The organism is Arthrobacter globiformis, from assembly GCF_030817195.1.
GTDB lineage: Bacteria > Actinomycetota > Actinomycetes > Actinomycetales > Micrococcaceae > Arthrobacter > Arthrobacter globiformis_D.
On sequence record NZ_JAUSYZ010000001.1, the window covers coordinates 1,069,905 to 1,087,300 of the forward strand.

Sequence of the window (17,396 nt, forward strand, 5' to 3'; positions counted from 1 at the left end):
CACTCAGCTAGCAAGTCACATGCCGATACTCTGGAAGGCGTGGTTATTTCGCAGAGCATCCGGACCGCGCTGATTGGCGCCGGTCCTAGGGGTACCAGCGTGCTGGAGCGGCTGCTCGCCAACTGGTCCGCCGCCGGCCCCGCCGGAGCCCGCCTGCACATCGACGTCATCGATCCGTTTCCCGCCGGTCCGGGGCACGTCTGGCAGCCCGGACAGTCGCGCCTCTACCTGATGAACACGCAGTCGTTCTACCCCACGCTCGTTCCCGAGGACACGGGTCTGGCCGCGCCGGTGGCGGGCACCACCTTCGACCGCTGGCGTACAGCCCAGCAGCACAGCCCCCTGCCCGGGCTCTCCGACGACGAGCGGGCGGAGCTCGCCGTGCTGGGATCCTGCGACTTCCCCAGCCGCGCCATCTATGGCCGCTACCTGCGGTCCACCCTCGAGGAGCTGCTCGCCGCGCTGCCCGACGGCGTCACCGTGGAAATGCACCAGGCGACGGCCACCGCTGCGCGCCGGCAGCCGGACGGAAGGTTCGAGGTCGAACTGGACGGTGGTGGATCGGAGGGTGGCGAACCGAACGACGGCGGGACCCTCACCGTCGATTCCGTCGTCCTCGCGCTGGGCCACCTCGCGTCCCGCCTCAGCCCCGAACAGCGCGAACTGCAGGCGGCCGCCGCGCAGTTCGGCCTGCGCTACCTGCCGCCGGCCGTTCCTGCCGACGTCGACTGGAGTGTGATTCCCGCGCAGGAGCCGGTATTGGTCCGCGGGATGGGCCTGAACTTCTTCGACGTGATGGGCCAGCTCACGGAGGGCAGGGGAGGGAAGTTCGTGGAGGCAGGGGACGCCCTCGAGTACCTGCCTTCTGGCCAGGAGCCTTTCATCCTCGCCGCGTCCCGGCGCGGAACGCCGTACCGGTCCAAGGCCACCCTCGCGGGCTACTACCCGGCGTCGGTCACACTCCGCTACTTCACCGGCAAGGCGCTGCGGAGGTTCTCGGCCGCCGGGATTGTTCCGGCCTTCGACCATGACCTTTGGCCGCTCCTGCACCGGGACGCGCTCTGGGCCTATTACACGACCCTCGTGCGCTCGCAGCCGGACGCTGTTCAGGACCATGCCGCCTTCCTCAAGGAACTGGACGACGCCCTGCACCCGCATGCCCACGGCACCGGCCGGTGGGAAGAGGACTTCAACGCCGTCGTCGGCCGCCATGTCCATCCGGACAGCAGGCTGAACCTGCGCGGTCTTGCTGCCCCGCTGGCCGGGCAGACCTTCGCCTCGCGCGCCGAGCTGGACGCCGCCGTCGTCGACTACCTCGACGACGATGCCCGCCGCTCCGCGCTTGGCGAGGACGATCCCGTCAAGATGGCCATCGGGGCGCTGCACCACGGCCGTGCCGTGCTGAAATCGGTGGTGGCCGACGGCGGGATCACCGATGAGTCATGGGTCGCCGGCCTGCGGGGCTGGTTTGAGTCGCTGGTGGAGGGTCTCGCCAGCGGTCCGCCGGCGCTGCGCGCCGAGCAGTTGGCGGCACTGGCGCGCGCCGGAATTGTCAGCTTCGTGGGCCCGGACCCCAAGTTCGGCGTGGCCCGCGGGAAGCGCGCCTTCACCGCCGCCTCGCCGTGGGTACACGGCGGTGCCGCGGAAGCTCACACCCTGGTGGAGGCACTGGCGCCGGCCAACCGGGTGGCCCTCAACGAGTCCCCGCTGCTGGAGCAGCTCCTCGCCGACGGGCTTGTGCGGCCACGGACCATGATGACGGTGGAAGGCACGCCGGTGCAGTCCTCCGGCCTCGACGTCCGCCCGCACCCGTACCGGCCGGTTGCGGCGAACGGCGAGGTCACAGACGGGATGTACGTGCTCGGGCTTCAGCTCTCGGCCGTCCAATGGGGAACCGCCATTGCTGCCGAAGCGGCCCAGCAGGCCGGTCCGGTCTACCCCAGCGGGCAGCGTACCCTCCGCGACGCCGACGAGATCGCCCGCGCCATCCTCGAACTTCCCCCAAACGCTTCCTCAGGTCCTGCCGCTTGAGCCGGGACGCTTCCTCAGGTCCTGTCGCTTGAGCTGGGACGCTTCCTCAGGTTCTGCCGTTTGAGCCCAAACGCTTCCTCAGGTCCTGTCGCTTGAGCCCGGACGCTTCCTCAGGTTCTGTCGCTTGAGCCCGGACGCTTCCTCGTTTCCCGGCCTAACGGCACACAAAGAATGCCGGCCGGTAGCTTCCTGCGAAGCTGCCGCCCGGCATCCGTTCGGGGAACGTCGCCTACTGGGCGCCCTGGCCCGTGTCGGCCAGAAGCTTGAACCTGGCCCCGGTGGGGTCGGTCAGCGTGGCCATCCGGCCGTAGGGTGTGTCGTCCGGGCCGTCAAGGACCGTCGCGCCCAACTTGACGGCCTTGTCGATGGAGGCGTTGGCGTCCTCTACGGCGAAATAGACCACCCAGTTGGAGGGGACTTCAGCGGGAAGGTCGGCCGACGCATCATAGATCCCGGCCTTAGCCTCCCTGCCGGCGCCCAGGGTTGTGTAGCGGAACTCCGGGGTGTCGCTCATGACGTCGGTGTCCCAGCCGAACACGTCCTGATAGAACTTCACCGCGGCGGCGTAGTCCTTGGTGTGAAGCTCGTGCCAGGCCGGGGCGCCCGGTTCGCCCACAAGTTCGTAACCGCGCATCTCCCGCGGCTGCCACACACCAATCGCGGCGCCGGAGGCATCACCGAAGAACGCCATGTGGCCCTGTTCCGGGACGTCCATGGGTTCCATGTACACCTGGCCGCCGTTTGCGGGAACCGCCGCGGCTGTGGCGGCGGCGTCGTCCGACCACAGGTACGTCGACCACATGTCCGGCATGCCCGCCTGATCCTCCTGCTTCTGCATGATGCCGGCGACGGTCTTGCCGTTCTTTGTGGCGGTGATGTAGCCGCCGTACTTTTCCTGGTCGCCGGTCTGGAAGTCCCAGCCGAACAGTTCGCCATAGAACTGTTTCGCCTGGTTGGCATCGGTGGTCATAAGGTCGACCCAGCAGGGGGCGCCGGGAGTGGGTTCGGGCGTAGGCATAGTCTGCTCCTGGTGTTGTTTGCGGGACATTCCCGCAGGTCATGGAGGTGCTACGGACAGAACCGACACTATGCCGGGGGTGTGACACTTTCAATGGGGGTGTGCCGTCTTCAGGCGTGCGCTCAGGGCAGGTCCGAGTATGACGTGGCCGGCTCCTGGTCGTCGTCGGCCTCGATCCATTCAATGAAGTCCTTCAGCGACATGCACCAGTAGTAGTCCGAGTACCGCAGGCTCTGCTTCTCAGCCTTGCTCATGACCTCGACCCCCCACATGCAACGGTGGATGCGGAAGCTCTGTCCTGCGGTCGCGGGATAGAGCTGTGCTGATACAAGTGAACGCCTTCCGGCAACGGCGCGCATGAGTGGCGCGTACTCGTATTCTGCAGAGCAGGTACTCGGACTACCTGATTTTCGGACTGTGGTCCGAACCCCTACTTGCCCGTACAAAAGAGCCACCACTTGCCCACGCAAAAGGCCGGCAGAACCAACCTTTCGATTGGCCCGGCCGGCCTTCAAAATGGCCGTCAGCGCGGTGCTTTTCGCACGCCGCCGGCCCTGCGCGGAAGGTAAGAGATTCGAACTCTTGGTACGGGGTTACCGCACACTGGTTTTCAAGACCAGCTCCTTCGGCCGCTCGGACAACCTTCCCTAACTAGTAGTGTTTCATAGGCAGTTGGCTGCAACAAAAACCGCCGCGTGGCAGTTGTCGCCGGTGCACAGTATTTTTGGGGCAGGAATCAGCTAGAAATCGGGAGTTCGCCATGAAAGCCGTCTTTATATCGGAGCCCGGCGGGCCGGAAGTGCTGGAAATCCGCGAGGTGCCGGCTCCCGAGCCGGGCCAGGGCGAGGTTCTCATCGATGTTGTGGCGGCGGGCCTGAACCGCGCCGACGTCCAGCAGCGGAGGGGCTACTACCCGCCACCGCCGGGCGCCTCGGAGATTCCCGGGCTGGAGGTTTCCGGCAGGATCGCGGGCTTCGGCCCCGGCGTGACCAAGCCGTTTTCCATCGGGGACAAAGTCGTGGCGCTGCTGTCCGGCGGCGGCTATGCGCAGCAGGTCGCGGTGCCCTCGGAACAGGTGCTGAGGATTCCCGACGGCGTCGACCTGGTCACAGCTGCCGCCCTGCCTGAGGTGGCGGCCACCGTGTACTCGAACCTGGTCATGACCGCGCAGCTGCAGCCGGGGGAGACCGTCCTGATCCACGGCGCCACGGGAGGCATCGGCACCATGGCCATCCAGTTGGCCAAGGCGTTGGGCGCCACTGTGGCGGCCACCGCGGGCACCGACGAAAAAGTCAGCACCGCCAAGGCCTTTCTTGGTGCCGACATCGCCATCAACTATGCGGAGGAAGACTTCGCCGAGAGCCTCCGCGCGCAGAACGGGGGCAAGGGCGCCGATGTCATCCTGGACGTGGTGGGCGCCAAGTACCTGCAGAAGAACGTCGACGCCCTGGCGGATTACGGCCGGCTCGTCGTCATCGGACTGCAGGGAGGCGCCAAGGGGGAACTGGACCTCGGGCAGCTGCTGCGCAAGCGTGCGGCCGTCGTGGCCACGGCGCTCCGGCCCCGACCGGCTGCGGAGAAGGGCGTCATCATGACGGCGGTCAGGGACTCCGTGTGGCCCCTTATTGCTGACGGGCGGATCCACCCGCTGGTGGCCAAGACCTTTCCGCTGGACCAGGCAAGGGCGGCCCATAAGTACTTCGACTCCGGCGAACACGTGGGCAAGGTCCTGCTGGTGATGTAACGCCGCACCGGCGGTAGATACTCAGTATTGCCATTCGCGAAAAGACGGGCTACGCTCTGGACATACGCGGTATGCACGCGTCTTGGGGGCGCGTGCATGCCGCCGACTTCCAGCCAAGGAGCCAGATGTCCATTCGCCACAGCCTCCTCGCCCTCCTGCAGGACCAGCCGCGTTACGGCTACCAGCTCAGGGTCGAATTCGAAGACCGCACAGGCTCCACCTGGCCTCTGAACATCGGGCAGGTCTACACGACCCTCGACCGGCTGGAACGTGACGGCCTTGTCAGCAACGACGGCGGCGACGGCGAAGGCCACGTCGTCTACAGCATCACCGATGCCGGCCGGGCCGAGGTCCAGGGCTGGTTTGCGACGCCGGTGGAACGCAGCAATCCGCCGCGGAACGAGCTCGCCATCAAGCTTGCGCTCGCCGTCACCCTGCCCGGGGTGGACGTGGCAGCCATCATCCAGGCCCAGCGCGCCGCTTCCATGCGCGCGCTGCAGGACTACACGAAGTCCCGGCGGGACACCGCGGCCAACCAGCGGGCGGCGGACATGGCCTGGTTGCTGGTGCTGGATTCGCTGATCTTCCAGACGGAGGCCGAGATCCGCTGGCTGGACCTGTGCGAGGCCAGGATGGTGCAGCTTGCGCAGGCCTCTGGGACGCGCAGCCAAGCACGTAAACCGTCCAACGGGGTCACTGCGGAAGAGGCTGCCCCGCTCACAGCGGAGAACCGCCGGTGAGCGTGCAGGGACCGCAGCAGGTCCTTGAGCTCGCCAAGGTCAGCAGGACGTTCGGGCAGGGAGCGACGGCCGTTGCCGCCCTGCGGGATGTGGACCTCACCATCAACGCCGGGGAATTCGTTGCGGTGATGGGGCCATCCGGCTCCGGAAAATCATCCCTCCTGGCGCTGGCCGGCGGACTGGACCGGCCGACGTCGGGCGCCGTCTTTGTGGAGTCAACGCCCCTGGCGGGGCTGGAACTGAACGCGCTGGCACGGCTCCGCCGCCGTGCCGTGGGCTACGTCTTCCAGGACTTCAACCTGGTTCCAACGCTGTCAGCCGTGGAAAATGTCGCACTGCCGCTCGAACTCGACGGCGTGCCGGCCAGGAAAGCGCACCGGCAGGCACTGGATGCACTCCGGCAGGTGGGGATCCCCGGCCTCGCGGACCGGTTCATGGATGAAATGTCCGGCGGGCAGCAGCAGCGCGTGGCCATCGCACGCGCCATCGTGGGGAGCCGCCGGCTGATCCTTGCCGACGAACCCACCGGTGCGCTGGATTCCACCACCGGCCACGGCGTGATGGAGGTGCTCCGTTCCCGGGCCGACGACGGCGCCGCGGTCATGCTGGTCACGCACGAGGCCCGCCATGCCGCGTGGGCGGACCGCGTGGTGTTCATCCGCGACGGCCGGATTGTGGATGAGGCAACGGCGATGCACGATCCCGCGGTTCTCCTGGCGCCGGCCGGCTGAGATGGCCCTTGACGTTGCGCCCGTGCCCCACGGCCGCTGGCACAGTTTCCGTCTTGCCCTTCGGATGGCGCGCCGGGACATCAGCCGGCACCGCGGCCGCTCCCTGCTGATCATTCTGCTGATCCTGCTGCCCGTTGCCGGCATGACCGGTGCCGCGGCCCTGGCGCAAAGCATGCAGGAAACGCCCGCGGAACGGGTGCAGTACCAGTTGGGCAGCACCCAGGCGCGGCTCCGCAGCATGCCCGCCTCCAACGCCGAGACGGTGCAGGATCCCGTGCTGGAGACGGCAACCATGACGCGGAACTTCACCATCGATCCAAACTTCACACCGCGAAATCCGAGGGACGCCATCCCTGCCGGCTACGAAGTCCTCACCGAAACGCAGCTCACACTCATGGTCCGGGCCCGCGCGTCCCATGGCGGCGCGTCGGATGTCCCGGTGATGGCCAAGGCCGTTGACGCCCTGAACCCCGCTTTCACCGGCAAATACACGCTTCTGGAGGGCAGGCCGGCCGCCGCCCGTGATGAAATCCTCGTCTCGCCCGGAGCGCTGGAACGCTTCGGGATCCGCCTCGGGGACAGGCTGACGACGGCGGACGGCACCTTCGCCGTCGTCGGCACCCTCCGGGATGCCACCTACTCGGACGGCAACCCCATCCTGTTCCTCCAGCCGGGCCAGGCGGCAATCGACAGCCCGGCCGCCCAGGGGAGTCCGCTCGGCGAAACGATGTATTACCTCGTGGGTTCAAAACCCGTCACGTGGGACCACATCCGTGACCTGAACAAGTCCGGCATCGCTGTGCTGTCCCGCGCCGTGGCCCTGAACCCGCCGGTCACGTCGGGCGCTGCCGCCAACTCCGGGGCCATGCCCGCCGCCGGCTACATTGCCGGAGTGCTCATCGGGGCACTTGCCCTGCTCGAAGTGGGCCTCCTGGCTGGCGCAGCCTTTGCCGTGGGCGCCAAGCGGCAGGTCCGCGAGCTGGCACTGCTTGCCGCAAGCGGTGCGGAAGCACCCACGGTCCGTGCGGTGGTGACTGCCGCCGGGCTGTGGCTTGGGACCATCGCGGTGGTTGCCGGCGCCCTGGTGGGGGCCGGCGGGGCTGCAGCGGTAGCAAGCGTCGCCAGGCACCTGGGCTCCGTCCGATTTCCTGGCTTCCACCTGGACCTCCTGCCGACTGTTGCGGCCATGGCCATGGGCCTGCTGGCATGTTTCCTGGCCGCTGTTGTTCCTGCACGGCAGGTGGCGCGGCAGGCGGTGCTCGGCGCGTTGAAGTCGGGCCGCGCACCCGCTGCTTCGGGTCCCTGGCCGGCTCGGGTGGGAGCCTTTCTGCTGGTTGTGGCCATCATCTGCCTGGCGGCCGGGCGGACGCTGGGACTGACCGGTGACCTGGACGCCGTGGCTGCCCGCACCCCGCTGCTCGCGGCATTGCTCACCGGCGGCGCGGTCCTTGCGGTCACCGCTTTGGTGCTGCTCACCGGGACGTTCGTGAAAATCCTAACGGCACGCACCGCCTGGCTGCCGCTTCCACTGCGGATGGCCGCCCGGGACTCTGCCAGGAACCGGAGCCGCACGGTGCCTGCCGTGGCGGCGGTCCTCGCCGCCGCGACGCTTGCCAGTGCCGCTATGGTCCTCTCCGCCAGCCAGATGGGGGAGGCGAAGCGCACCCACATGTGGGCTGCGCAGGAGAACCAGGTCTCGCTGCCGCTGGAAACCGCACCTGTCCAATCACCGGGGACGGACTCCGCCCCGCCGATTGACCCGGCTGCCGTAGCCGCGGCGCTGCAGCGGGAGCTTAAAGCCGTGCAGTGGACGCAGGTCCTGAAGGGCCCGGTGCTGAGCAAGTGCGACATGCGGGCGTCCGCCGGTGGATCCCTTCCCGCCAATGCCGACGGAGCGGACTGCCGGCAATACAAGCTCGCCGTGCCGGCCGGCCAGGAATGCCCCGCCACGCCGCAGGGCCGCGTTCTGGACGGGCAGGACTGGCGGTGCAACGGATCGATGTTCCCCGCCGGCGCCGCGGGCCAGCTTCCGCCAGTGGTGGTTGGCGGCGCCGACGAGCTCCGGGCACTGCTGGGCCGGGAGCCCAGCCCTGCCGCGCTGGAGGCACTGAACACCGGCGGAATGGTGGTCAGCAACCCGGTCTTCGAAAAGGACGGGAAAACCACGCTTCAGTCCTATGACGTTCGCCAGCCCGTTCCGGGCCCCGGGTCCGCCGTTGCCTACAAGCCCCAGAGCAACACAGTGCTGCCTGCCGTCGTGGAGGCGCCGGAGGTGCCGGTCCCGTTCTACGGAGTCATCCCACCGGGCACCGCGTCCAGGGCGGGCATGCACGTGGGCAACTCCGTTCTGCTCGCCCAGCTGTCCGCATACCCGGAAGCCGCTGAGCAGGACCGGGCATCGGCGGCACTGGCGCAGGTTTACCGGATCCAGGCCTTGGGCTTCTACGTTGAGCCGGGAGCGGACCGAACGGGGTCTGAACTGCTGTGGCTGATCGTTGGCACCAGCGCACTCATCACGCTCAGCGCCGCCGGCATCACCACGGGACTGGCGCTCGCCGATGCCCGGGCAGACCACATGACGCTGGCGGGGGTCGGGGCGCCGCCGCGGCTGCGGAAGGCACTGGCCGCTGCGCAGTCCCTCATGACCGCATCCCTTGGCACCTCGCTGGGAGTGGCCGCCGGGGTGCTGCCCGCAGTCCTCCTCATTGGGGCCACCCGGATGTTTGCAGAGCCCGTCGTTCCCTGGATGCCGCTGCTGGCCCTGCTCGTTGGCGTACCGCTGACCGGCAGCGCACTGGCCTGGGCCTTTGCCCGTGCCCGCCTGCCGGTGTCCCGGCGAAGTCTCGGCTCCTGACAGTTGGCTCCTGAGAGCCGGGTTGGCCCTGACAGCTGGGTTGGCCCTGACAGCCGGGTTGGCACTGACTGCCGGCACGGGACGGGCGGCGGACAACCCGGCAAGCCGTGGGTCTCCGTGGCAGGCCGTCCGCTCACCGTGGCAGGCCGCCCGCTCACCGCGGCATCGCGACCGCTCGTCGATTCCCCGGGCAGCACCCCGCAAATGGCCGCGATTGCAGCCATACCCGTTGGTAGGGTGCCCGTGGCACACTCCGTGCCACCTGGGAATCTCAAGGAGGAGACATGGGCACCATGCCTGAGGACGGGACCCGAACCGCGGCCGAGGACCTGAATCCCGACGCCGACGGATCGCTGCCGCCGGCGTCCGTTGATGACGCGGTCCGCGACGCCGAGGAGCGCAGATGGACCCCTGCGAAGATCGCCATCTGGATTGCCATCGCACTCCTGGGCGGCGTGGCCTGGTTCATGCTCGCAATCGTCAGGGGCGAAACGGTCAACGCCATCTGGTTCGTGTTTGCCTCGGTGTGCACCTACCTGATCGGCTACCGCTTCTACTCGAAGGTCATTGAGCGGTATCTGCTCAAGCCTGATGACCGCCGCGCAACGCCCGCCGAATACAAGGCCGACGGCAAGGACTACGTCCGCACGGACCGCAACGTCCTCTTCGGACACCACTTCGCCGCCATCGCCGGAGCCGGTCCGCTCGTGGGGCCCGTTATCGCCGCCCAGATGGGGTATCTCCCCGGCACCATCTGGATCATCATCGGCGTCGTCCTTGCTGGCGCCGTCCAGGACTACCTGGTCATGTTCTTCTCCATGCGCCGCGGCGGCCGTTCCCTCGGCCAGATGGCACGCGAGGAGCTCGGCGTCATCGGCGGTACCGCCGCCCTCGTGGCCACCCTGCTGATCATGGTGATCATCGTCGCGATCCTGGCGCTCGTCGTCGTCAATGCCCTGGGCGAGAGCCCCTGGGGCGTCTTCTCGGTGGGTATGACCATCCCGATCGCCCTGTTCATGGGCGTATACCTGCGGTACCTGCGTCCTGGCAAGGTCATGGAGGTTTCCATCATCGGCTTTGTGCTGCTCATGGCGGCCATCATCGGCGGCGGGGCCGTAGCGGGCACGGAACGGGGTGCTGCGTTCTTCCACCTGGACAAGGTCACCATCGCGTGGGGCCTCATCGTCTATGGCTTCATCGCTGCCATCCTGCCCGTGTGGCTCCTGCTCGCACCGCGCGACTACCTCTCGACGTTCATGAAGATCGGCGTGATCGCGATGCTCGCCGTGGCCATCATCGTCGTGCGCCCCGAAATCACCGTTCCCGCCTTCAGCGAGTTCGCCGGCCGCGAGAACGGTCCGGTCTTCTCCGGAGCACTGTTCCCGTTCCTGTTCGTCACCATCGCCTGCGGCGCGCTGTCCGGCTTCCACGCACTGATCTCCTCCGGCACCACGCCCAAGCTCATCGAGAAGGAGCGGCAGACCCGCTTCATCGGCTACGGCGGCATGCTGATGGAATCCTTCGTCGCCATCATGGCGCTCGTGGCGGCCATTTCGATCGACCGCGGGATCTACTTCGCCATGAACGCCCCCGCGGCGCTGACCGGAGGAACGGTGGAGACGGCGGCCCAGTGGGTCAACGGACTCGGCCTGGCCGGCGTCAACATCACTCCCGACGTCCTGGCCCAGACCGCCTCCAACGTGGGCGAGGAAAGCATCGTCTCGCGCTCCGGCGGTGCACCAACGCTGGCCGTGGGCCTTGCCCACATCATGCAGCAGTTTATCGGCGGCACCGGCATGATGGCCTTCTGGTACCACTTCGCCATCATGTTCGAGGCTCTGTTCATCCTCACCGCGGTCGACGCCGGAACCCGCGTTGCGCGGTTCATGCTGCAGGATTCGATCGGGAACTTTGCCCCGAGGTTCAAGGAAGCGTCATGGCGGCCGGGCGCGTGGCTCTGCACGGCGATCATGGTCGGCGCCTGGGGCGCGGTGCTGCTGATGGGCGTCACCGACCCGCTGGGCGGCATCAACACCCTGTTCCCGCTGTTCGGCATCGCCAACCAGCTGCTGGCCGCGATCGCCCTGGCGGTGTGCATGGCCATCGCGGCCAAACGCGGCTCTTTCAGGTACCTGTGGATTGTTGCCGGGCCTCTGGCCTTCACCGCGGTGGTCACCATCACGGCCAGCATCCACAAGATCTTCTCCTCCGTCCCGGCGGTGGGGTACTTCGCCAACAACGCCGCGTTCAGCAAGGCCCTGGCCGACGGGAAGACCTCCTTTGGCACGGCAAAGACCACCGCGGCCATGGAAGCGGTGGTCCGCAACACCATGATCCAGGGCTGGCTGTCCGTCGTCTTTGTGGTCCTGAGCAGCATCGTCATCATCACCGCAGTGGCGGCCACCGTGAAGGCCTTCCGGAACACGACGGCAGGGATCCCGAACCTCAATAACGAGGACCGGCCCCATCCCTCGCGGGTGTACGCACCCGCCGGGCTGATTCCCACTGCCGCCGAACGCGAGCTCATGGCGGAATGGAACAAGGTGCCGGCAAATATGCGTGCTGAGCGGGCAGGCCATCACTGATGAGTGCCGGTGCGGGACTGGGCGGCCTGCTGCCCCCGGTAGCGCAAGCCTTCCGCGGCTTCGCGAAGTACCTGCAGGGAGTCATGGGGGCTGACGCTTACCGGAAGTACCTGGAGCACCATGCGGCGGCCAGCCACGGCACGCCGCCCATGGACGAGCGGGCGTTCTGGCGCGACCGGACCGACCGCCAGGACACCAACCCGCAGGGCAGGTGCTGCTGACCATGGCTACTCTGCCGGCCGGATTCGCCGTCCGCAGGATCGGGCCGGCGGATGCCGGCGCGCTCGTCGCGCTGGCGGCCACGGACAAGCTCTTTGACGAGGCTCCGGGCACCGCGCCGTCGGGGGTCTTAGACCCCGACGGCGCCCGGGACTTCCTTGCGGACCCCTCAGTTCTCTTCTGGCTGGCGGAGGCCGGGGGACAGACCGTGGGTTTCCTGCACTGCTGCATCCAGCGGCGCCGGACGCCCGGCCCCTGGGCGGAGCTGCTGCTGATGGAGATGGGCACCCATGCCGAGTGGCGCCGTCGGGGCATTGGCCGGACGCTTGTCGCGGACATGGAGGCCTGGATGAGGAGCAACGGCGTGGCTGAAGTGTGGGTCCCGGCCAACACCTATGCGGTCGGTTTTTACCGCAAATGCGGTTTCGCTACGGACGAAGGCGAAATCCTGGTCAAGGAGCTTCATTGACTGGACTCCGCGTTCCGGGCCCGTGAGAGTATGAACGCATGAGCGATCCTGAAGACACTCAACCCACCCAGGCGGCCGGTCTGCAGGCCGCCGTCCAGCCCGGCGAGCCCGGCGTTCAGCCCGCAGCGCAGCAGGCGGCAGAGCCTTCCGTGCCGCAGGACGACGAGGAGCCCGTAGAGGGCACTCCCCTCGATGCCGGGGCTGCCGATGGTCCCGTTGACGCCGGCAAGCCCAAACATGCCAGCCTGCAGGACCTCGTGGATGAGCCTGCCAAGGTGATGCGGATCGGCACCATGATCCGGCAACTGCTGGAAGAGGTGAAGTCAGCGCCCCTCGACGACGCCGCACGGGGCCGCCTGGCGGAGATCCACGAGCGCTCCATCAAGGAGCTTGAGGACGGCCTGGCGCCGGAACTGGTGCAGGAGCTGGAACGGATCAGCCTGCCCTTCCCGGACAACGGCACGCCCTCGGACGCCGAACTGCGGATCGCCCAGGCCCAGCTGGTGGGCTGGCTGGAAGGCCTGTTCCATGGCATCCAGACGGCGATCGCCGCCCAGCACGCGGCCCGGGAACACTCGATGGCCCAGATGCAGCTCCGGCAGCTTCCGCCGGGGACCGTCATCGCCCCCGGCGTCGTCATTGGTGAAAACGGCGAGCCGCAGCGTGCCAAGGCACCCCAGCCCGGCACCGACCCGCTGCACCCGGGCCGGAAGGAAGACCCCGACCACGGCCCCGGCCAGTACTTGTAGGCCTCTTTGGGATTTTTCACGGCCGCCCGGCAAGGGCGCAAAGACGACGCGGAACTTGGCAAGGGCTTATGGCGCCGCGCCCATGACCGGTTCCACCGCGGCCTTGACCGGTACCATCAGGTGCTCGAGGGCGTGGAGGACGAGCAGCTCTATGGAGAGCTGGTCGAAATAGCCAACCAGCTGGCGGGACTCTCCGGCCGTGTCCGGGAGATCTGTGTTGAGGCGCAGCGGCGGTCACCCAGCGACGGCCTGGATATTCCGCACGCCCTGTCCGGTGTTCACCGCTCGCTGTCGAAGGCGGGCAATTCGCTGGCCGCCACCGCCGAGGCTGCCGCGATGCTCCGGCTCGCCGTGGGACCTGTGCCCGTCGGGGCGGCCTCGGTCTGGCGCCGGGCGGAAACGGTATTTGAGCAGGTGGCCGACGCCGAGCGGTTCCTGTCGCAGTCCTGACCGGCCGGTATTTCGCCTGCCCCCGAAATATTCCTCGTGCCGGGCCGTTACGCGGCTAGCTTAGCTTCGTCATATTCCGTGCGCTCGAATTCGCTTGTTGGCAGGATGGACAAATGACTTCTTCACCAACACTGACATTCAATGACGGCAACACCATTCCCCAGCTGGGCTACGGGGTTTGGCAGGTTGAAGACGACGTCGCCGAGAAGGTTGTCTTCCAGGCATTCCAGGCCGGGTTCCGCCACATCGACACCGCCAAGATCTACGGCAACGAATCCGGCGTCGGCCGCGCGATCGCCAGCTCCGGGCTGTCGGCCGAGGAAATTTTCATCACCACCAAGCTGTGGAACGCCGACCAGGGTTACGAATCGACGCTTGCCGCGTTCGAGGAGTCACTGGAGCGCCTGGGCCTTGAAACACTGGACCTCTACCTCATCCACTGGCTCCAGCCCAAGCAGGACAAGTACGTGGACACCTGGAAGGCGCTGATCGAACTTCAGAAGCGCGGCAAGGTCAAGTCCATCGGTGTCTCAAACTTCACCATCGAAGGCCTGCAGCGGATCATCGGTGAGACCGGCGTGGTGCCCGCGATCAACCAGGTGGAACTCCACCCGTACTTCAGCCAGTCGGAACTGCGCGAATTCAATGCCTCCCAGGGCATCCTGACCCAGGCCTGGTCTCCGCTGGGCCAGGGCGGTGAGCTCCTCGAGGATCCGATTATTGCCGGCATCGCACAGAAGCATGACGCCACTCCGGCGCAGGTGGTCATCGCCTGGCACCTCGCCATCGGAAACGTCGTCATCCCCAAGTCCGTCACGGAGTCCAGGATCCGCGAGAACTTCGACGCCCTGAACGTCACGCTGGACGCCGAGGACGTTGAGGCCATCAACGGACTGGACCGGACCGCGGACGGGACCGGAAGGATCGGCCCGGACCCGGCTGTTTCTGACTTCGCCTAGTTCCCGGGCGGCCGCTGAGAGGCTCCGCCGCGTTCGCTCAAGCGGACGCGGCGGGGCCTCTCCACGTTGACCGGACCGGGCTGTTCGGGCTTGGCTGGGCACGCTTTGACGGCTTTAGGCGGCGAGCTGTTCCTGCTGGACCGCGACGGCGTCGATGATGGCCCAGCTGTCCTCGCCGGTGATGCTCCGGCTGGCGAAACGCTCTGCCGCCGCCACAGTGTCGAAGGCCTCCGAGCGGATCCGGCCGCAGTCGGCGTCGAAGTAGGTTACGTGGAACTCCTGATTAATTTCCATGGCTCCATCGTGCAACCGGGGTCTGACATTTTTGGCAGTTCAGTCCGGCGTGTTGCGGAGCCGGAGCACACGTTCCTTCGCCAGCACGGCAGACCGCTCGCTTTTCTCCGCTGCCCGGGCGTACTGCTTCGCCTCAGCGGCAGCCGTCTCACGGTCCTTGCGCGCGGCATCCAGTGAGAGCTCCAGGGCCCGAAGCCGCTGACGTGCCTCGTTGACGTCCGCGGTGAGCTGGACGAAGGCTGCCGCGGCTTCCTCCTGGGCCTGGGCGCGGCGCGCGGCCTCTTCTGCGGCATCAGCGGCCGCTTCCTCAGCCTCCGCCAGCGCCGCCTCGGCCTTCTCCAGCAGGGACGGCGTGACCGGGCGGGGAGCGGTGCGGACCGCATGGAGGCGCGGCTTCTCGGGCTCTGTGGCGTCGGCATCGCTGTCCGTCCGGGCCGTGGCCTTCCGCGGCTGGGTCCCTGTGCGCTGAACGGAGGGAGCCGTAGCGGCGGATGGTTCCTGCCGGCGACCTTTCGGTGCTTTGCCAGAGGGGCGCTGCATTCCACTGGGCCGCTGCGGCGGGAGCGGCCGCGGCGGCAGCTTGCCGAGAGCGGACGGAACCGCCACGGCGTCACTGACATCAACCTGGTCCACGCCGTCGGCTGACAGTCCGCGGAGCAACAGCCCGCTTTCGATGGCGGCGGCAGCCGCCAGATCCGCAGTTGCGGCCCGCAGTGTCTCTTCCACTTCGGTGGCAACTGCGCCGCTGATCTTCCGGCCCTGCTTTTCAGCGGCGAGCCGTGCTTCACCCACAGCGGTGCCGAGGAGCTTCCGCCGTTCCTTGGCGAGTTCCCTCAGGGCTGCGGCATCGAGTGACGCCTGGGCCTCCTGCATGGTCTGTCCGAGAGTCCTGAGCTGCTGAACGGCGTCGGGGCTGTGATGCGCCAGCATGTTGACGGTCCACGCGGCCACGGAAGGCTTCGGCAGGGTACGGATCGCCTGGGCAAGGGGCTTGTTGGACGCGGAGGCATCCTTGGCGGCGGCAGTGCGGGCGGCGACGAACTCGTCGAAGGGAAGCGCGTACAAAGCCTGGGCGGCGCGCTCCAGTTCCTCCTCCATGCAGCCATCATATGTTTCGGCGCGCAGGTTTCAGCATGCCTTCCCACGGGGCGGAGTGTCCGGCGGGACGCATTCCGCCGGACGTCGTGCCCCCTCTAGTGGGCGGCCAGTCTGCCGCCATGGCCGCTCTGCCACCTGTCCAGCAGGTAGTGATACATCCTGAGGACGGCTTTGTAGAGGCCAACGGCTATGGCGTTGATGAGTAAAACGATCACTTGCACGGCGCCGGCACCGAGCAGAAGCAGGCCAAGAATGGCGAGCGCCGGCAGGAACATAAGAAAAACGGCTATGGCAACGGCGATATAGCCGACGGCGTAGCTGACGATTGTCGCCTGGTCCACTGGAATCCAACCACAAGCTCAATGACTCCGGATGCTGCGGTCCCCTCTGCAGCTAGGGTGATGTGGTCCCCGGCTGCTTCTGCAGCCGGGGACCACTTAGCGGGAATAGGATCCGCACGCTGATGTTGCTGCACCTGCGCATTATGCGCTGTGGCGTTCTCTATAAGCTCTCCGCCCAATAAGCAGCTTTGCGTTTACCGGTATCCCGTCCCGGTCCATGAGACGTTGACTTGCTGCCGGGGACCCCTCCTTGACCTAGTTTTCCGGTGCTGGCTGATACAGATTTTTATAGCACCGGCCCCACAGGCCTGACAAGAGAATTTTCTGGGCACGGGCATCGGGTGCTTGCCAGCTACTAAGCATGCTGATTAACTCATCTCTATAGCTGGTGCCACACCCGCGGTACCTGTCTGGTGGAAAGGAAAGTGCGTCATGGGAATTCTTGGATTTCTCCTGCTCGGTCTGATTGCGGGGGCCATTGCAAAAGCCATTCTTCCCGGGAGGCAGGGCGGCGGTTGGATTGTCACCCTCGTCTTGGGTGTCGTCGGGGCTATCCTCGGCGGCTGGATCGGTTCGCTGATCTTCGGTGGTGGCTTGGGTGACTTCTTCGACCTGAGGACCTGGTTGTTGTCCATCCTCGGAGCTGTCATTGTGTTGCTGATCTACGGCGCCGTAACACGCAGAAGCCGGGTCTGACCTGACTTCATAGCACAGGGATCTGCACGTGGGGTCGGCCCAGGCATGGGCCGGCCCCACTGGTTCCCGCGTTTCCGGGGCTAGGCGGGCACGGTGGGAGCGACTATATCGATCGAGGGAACAGCATCGATCGCAAGAACACTCGGGGGAAAGAGCTCGCGGCCGGTTGGGAGGTGCACATGACGTACGCTTCGGAGGATTGGACGATACGCCGTCAGGTCATGGACGTCATTATCGATGTCCTTTCTGCGGTTGCCACGGGGCCCGACGTGCGCCTCAGCCTGTTGCGCCACCTCGAGGAAAACCCGGGCAATCCGGAAAAAGCCCTGCTGGCCCACCTGTCGGACCGGAGCATCGCCGATGACGTCGCGTAGCGGCGCCCGGTTGAAATGCCCGGTTGAAACGCTCGGTTGAACAG

General features: G+C 67.0%; 18 protein-coding genes and 1 tRNA gene. 13 read left to right on the forward strand and 6 right to left on the reverse strand.

Going from position 1 to position 17,396, the window contains the following annotated elements; translation table 11 throughout:
- Positions 1-39: 39 nt before the first annotated feature.
- Positions 40-2,031, forward strand: a complete 1,992-nt coding sequence (locus QF036_RS04980) for an FAD/NAD(P)-binding protein (protein WP_307099777.1) — start codon at positions 40-42, stop codon at positions 2,029-2,031.
- Between the two features lie 229 nt (positions 2,032-2,260).
- Here QF036_RS04980 and QF036_RS04985 read toward each other — a convergent pair whose 3' ends face one another.
- From QF036_RS04985 to QF036_RS04995, 3 genes are all read right to left on the reverse strand, one after another.
- Entirely contained in the window at positions 2,261-3,049 is a 789-nt protein-coding gene (locus tag QF036_RS04985) for a VOC family protein (RefSeq protein WP_307099779.1), read from the reverse strand.
- Between the two features lie 122 nt (positions 3,050-3,171).
- Positions 3,172-3,303: a hypothetical protein gene (locus QF036_RS04990; protein WP_307099781.1), complete on the reverse strand. Its 132-nt coding sequence runs from the start codon at positions 3,301-3,303 to the stop codon at positions 3,172-3,174.
- A 305-nt stretch (positions 3,304-3,608) separates the two neighbouring features.
- Positions 3,609-3,696, reverse strand: a tRNA-Ser gene (locus QF036_RS04995).
- 113 nt (positions 3,697-3,809) lie between these two features.
- Between QF036_RS04995 and QF036_RS05000 the strand changes: the two genes are divergently transcribed.
- The 10 genes from QF036_RS05000 (at position 3,810) to QF036_RS05045 (ending at position 14,549) form a co-directional block, all read left to right on the forward strand.
- The gene (locus QF036_RS05000; protein ID WP_003801230.1) at positions 3,810-4,793 is read left to right on the forward strand and encodes an NAD(P)H-quinone oxidoreductase; all 984 of its coding nucleotides are present in this window, start codon (positions 3,810-3,812) and stop codon (positions 4,791-4,793) included.
- A 125-nt stretch (positions 4,794-4,918) separates the two neighbouring features.
- Positions 4,919-5,533 carry a PadR family transcriptional regulator gene (locus QF036_RS05005; protein ID WP_307099783.1) on the forward strand — a complete coding sequence of 205 codons (615 nt, stop codon included), beginning with the start codon at positions 4,919-4,921 and terminating at the stop codon, positions 5,531-5,533.
- Positions 5,530-6,264 (forward strand): ABC transporter ATP-binding protein, encoded by a 735-nt coding sequence (locus QF036_RS05010; RefSeq protein ID WP_307099786.1) that lies wholly within the window; start codon positions 5,530-5,532, stop codon positions 6,262-6,264. Before QF036_RS05005 ends, QF036_RS05010 begins: the two co-directional genes overlap by 4 nt.
- Before the next feature lie 22 nt (positions 6,265-6,286).
- On the forward strand, positions 6,287-9,118 hold the full coding sequence (locus QF036_RS05015; protein ID WP_307099787.1) for an FtsX-like permease family protein: 2,832 nt from the start codon (positions 6,287-6,289) through the stop codon (positions 9,116-9,118).
- Positions 9,119-9,402: 284 nt separating this feature from the next.
- Positions 9,403-11,703, forward strand: a complete 2,301-nt coding sequence (locus QF036_RS05020) for a carbon starvation CstA family protein (protein WP_373460084.1) — start codon at positions 9,403-9,405, stop codon at positions 11,701-11,703.
- Positions 11,703-11,924 (forward strand): YbdD/YjiX family protein, encoded by a 222-nt coding sequence (locus QF036_RS05025; RefSeq protein WP_307099789.1) that lies wholly within the window; start codon positions 11,703-11,705, stop codon positions 11,922-11,924. The genes QF036_RS05020 and QF036_RS05025 overlap by 1 nt, the downstream gene beginning before the upstream one ends.
- Positions 11,925-11,926: 2 nt before the next feature.
- Positions 11,927-12,391, forward strand: a complete 465-nt coding sequence (locus QF036_RS05030; protein ID WP_307099791.1) for a GNAT family N-acetyltransferase — start codon at positions 11,927-11,929, stop codon at positions 12,389-12,391.
- A 38-nt stretch (positions 12,392-12,429) separates the two neighbouring features.
- Positions 12,430-13,140, forward strand: coding sequence for a bacterial proteasome activator family protein (locus QF036_RS05035; protein ID WP_307099793.1), 711 nt, complete (start codon positions 12,430-12,432; stop codon positions 13,138-13,140).
- Between the two features lie 6 nt (positions 13,141-13,146).
- Positions 13,147-13,590, forward strand: coding sequence for a hypothetical protein (locus QF036_RS05040; RefSeq protein WP_307099795.1), 444 nt, complete (start codon positions 13,147-13,149; stop codon positions 13,588-13,590).
- 113 nt (positions 13,591-13,703) lie between these two features.
- The gene (locus tag QF036_RS05045) at positions 13,704-14,549 is read left to right on the forward strand and encodes an aldo/keto reductase (protein WP_307099797.1); all 846 of its coding nucleotides are present in this window, start codon (positions 13,704-13,706) and stop codon (positions 14,547-14,549) included.
- Between the two features lie 114 nt (positions 14,550-14,663).
- Here the strand turns inward: QF036_RS05045 and QF036_RS05050 are convergent, their stop codons facing one another.
- The 3 genes from QF036_RS05050 to QF036_RS05060 form a co-directional block, all read right to left on the reverse strand.
- Positions 14,664-14,843, reverse strand: coding sequence for a hypothetical protein (locus QF036_RS05050; protein ID WP_307099799.1), 180 nt, complete (start codon positions 14,841-14,843; stop codon positions 14,664-14,666).
- Between the two features lie 39 nt (positions 14,844-14,882).
- Entirely contained in the window at positions 14,883-15,941 is a 1,059-nt protein-coding gene (locus QF036_RS05055; RefSeq protein ID WP_307099801.1) for a hypothetical protein, read from the reverse strand.
- Between the two features lie 95 nt (positions 15,942-16,036).
- Positions 16,037-16,282, reverse strand: coding sequence for a hypothetical protein (locus tag QF036_RS05060; RefSeq protein ID WP_307099803.1), 246 nt, complete (start codon positions 16,280-16,282; stop codon positions 16,037-16,039).
- A gap of 432 nt (positions 16,283-16,714) precedes the next feature.
- Here QF036_RS05060 and QF036_RS05065 point away from each other — a divergent pair, with 432 nt between their 5' ends.
- Both QF036_RS05065 and QF036_RS05070 read left to right on the forward strand, forming a co-directional pair.
- On the forward strand, positions 16,715-16,978 hold the full coding sequence (locus QF036_RS05065; protein WP_003801204.1) for a GlsB/YeaQ/YmgE family stress response membrane protein: 264 nt from the start codon (positions 16,715-16,717) through the stop codon (positions 16,976-16,978).
- Between the two features lie 179 nt (positions 16,979-17,157).
- Positions 17,158-17,352 (forward strand): hypothetical protein, encoded by a 195-nt coding sequence (locus QF036_RS05070; RefSeq protein ID WP_307099804.1) that lies wholly within the window; start codon positions 17,158-17,160, stop codon positions 17,350-17,352.
- Positions 17,353-17,396 lie beyond the last annotated feature (44 nt).

Coding starts and splice junctions, on each gene's coding strand:
- QF036_RS04990 (WP_307099781.1), bottom strand. CDS start 3,303: ATGAGCAAGGCTGAGAAGCAGAGCCTGCGGTACTCGGACTACTACTGG.
- QF036_RS05020 (WP_373460084.1), top strand. CDS start 9,403: ATGGGCACCATGCCTGAGGACGGGACCCGAACCGCGGCCGAGGACCTG.
- QF036_RS05030 (WP_307099791.1), top strand. CDS start 11,927: ATGGCTACTCTGCCGGCCGGATTCGCCGTCCGCAGGATCGGGCCGGCG.
- QF036_RS05025 (WP_307099789.1), top strand. CDS start 11,703: ATGAGTGCCGGTGCGGGACTGGGCGGCCTGCTGCCCCCGGTAGCGCAA.
- QF036_RS05005 (WP_307099783.1), top strand. CDS start 4,919: ATGTCCATTCGCCACAGCCTCCTCGCCCTCCTGCAGGACCAGCCGCGT.
- QF036_RS05055 (WP_307099801.1), bottom strand. CDS start 15,941: ATGGAGGAGGAACTGGAGCGCGCCGCCCAGGCTTTGTACGCGCTTCCC.
- QF036_RS05070 (WP_307099804.1), top strand. CDS start 17,158: ATGACGTACGCTTCGGAGGATTGGACGATACGCCGTCAGGTCATGGAC.
- QF036_RS05035 (WP_307099793.1), top strand. CDS start 12,430: ATGAGCGATCCTGAAGACACTCAACCCACCCAGGCGGCCGGTCTGCAG.
- QF036_RS05050 (WP_307099799.1), bottom strand. CDS start 14,843: ATGGAAATTAATCAGGAGTTCCACGTAACCTACTTCGACGCCGACTGC.
- QF036_RS05045 (WP_307099797.1), top strand. CDS start 13,704: ATGACTTCTTCACCAACACTGACATTCAATGACGGCAACACCATTCCC.
- QF036_RS05000 (WP_003801230.1), top strand. CDS start 3,810: ATGAAAGCCGTCTTTATATCGGAGCCCGGCGGGCCGGAAGTGCTGGAA.
- QF036_RS04985 (WP_307099779.1), bottom strand. CDS start 3,049: ATGCCTACGCCCGAACCCACTCCCGGCGCCCCCTGCTGGGTCGACCTT.
- QF036_RS05065 (WP_003801204.1), top strand. CDS start 16,715: ATGGGAATTCTTGGATTTCTCCTGCTCGGTCTGATTGCGGGGGCCATT.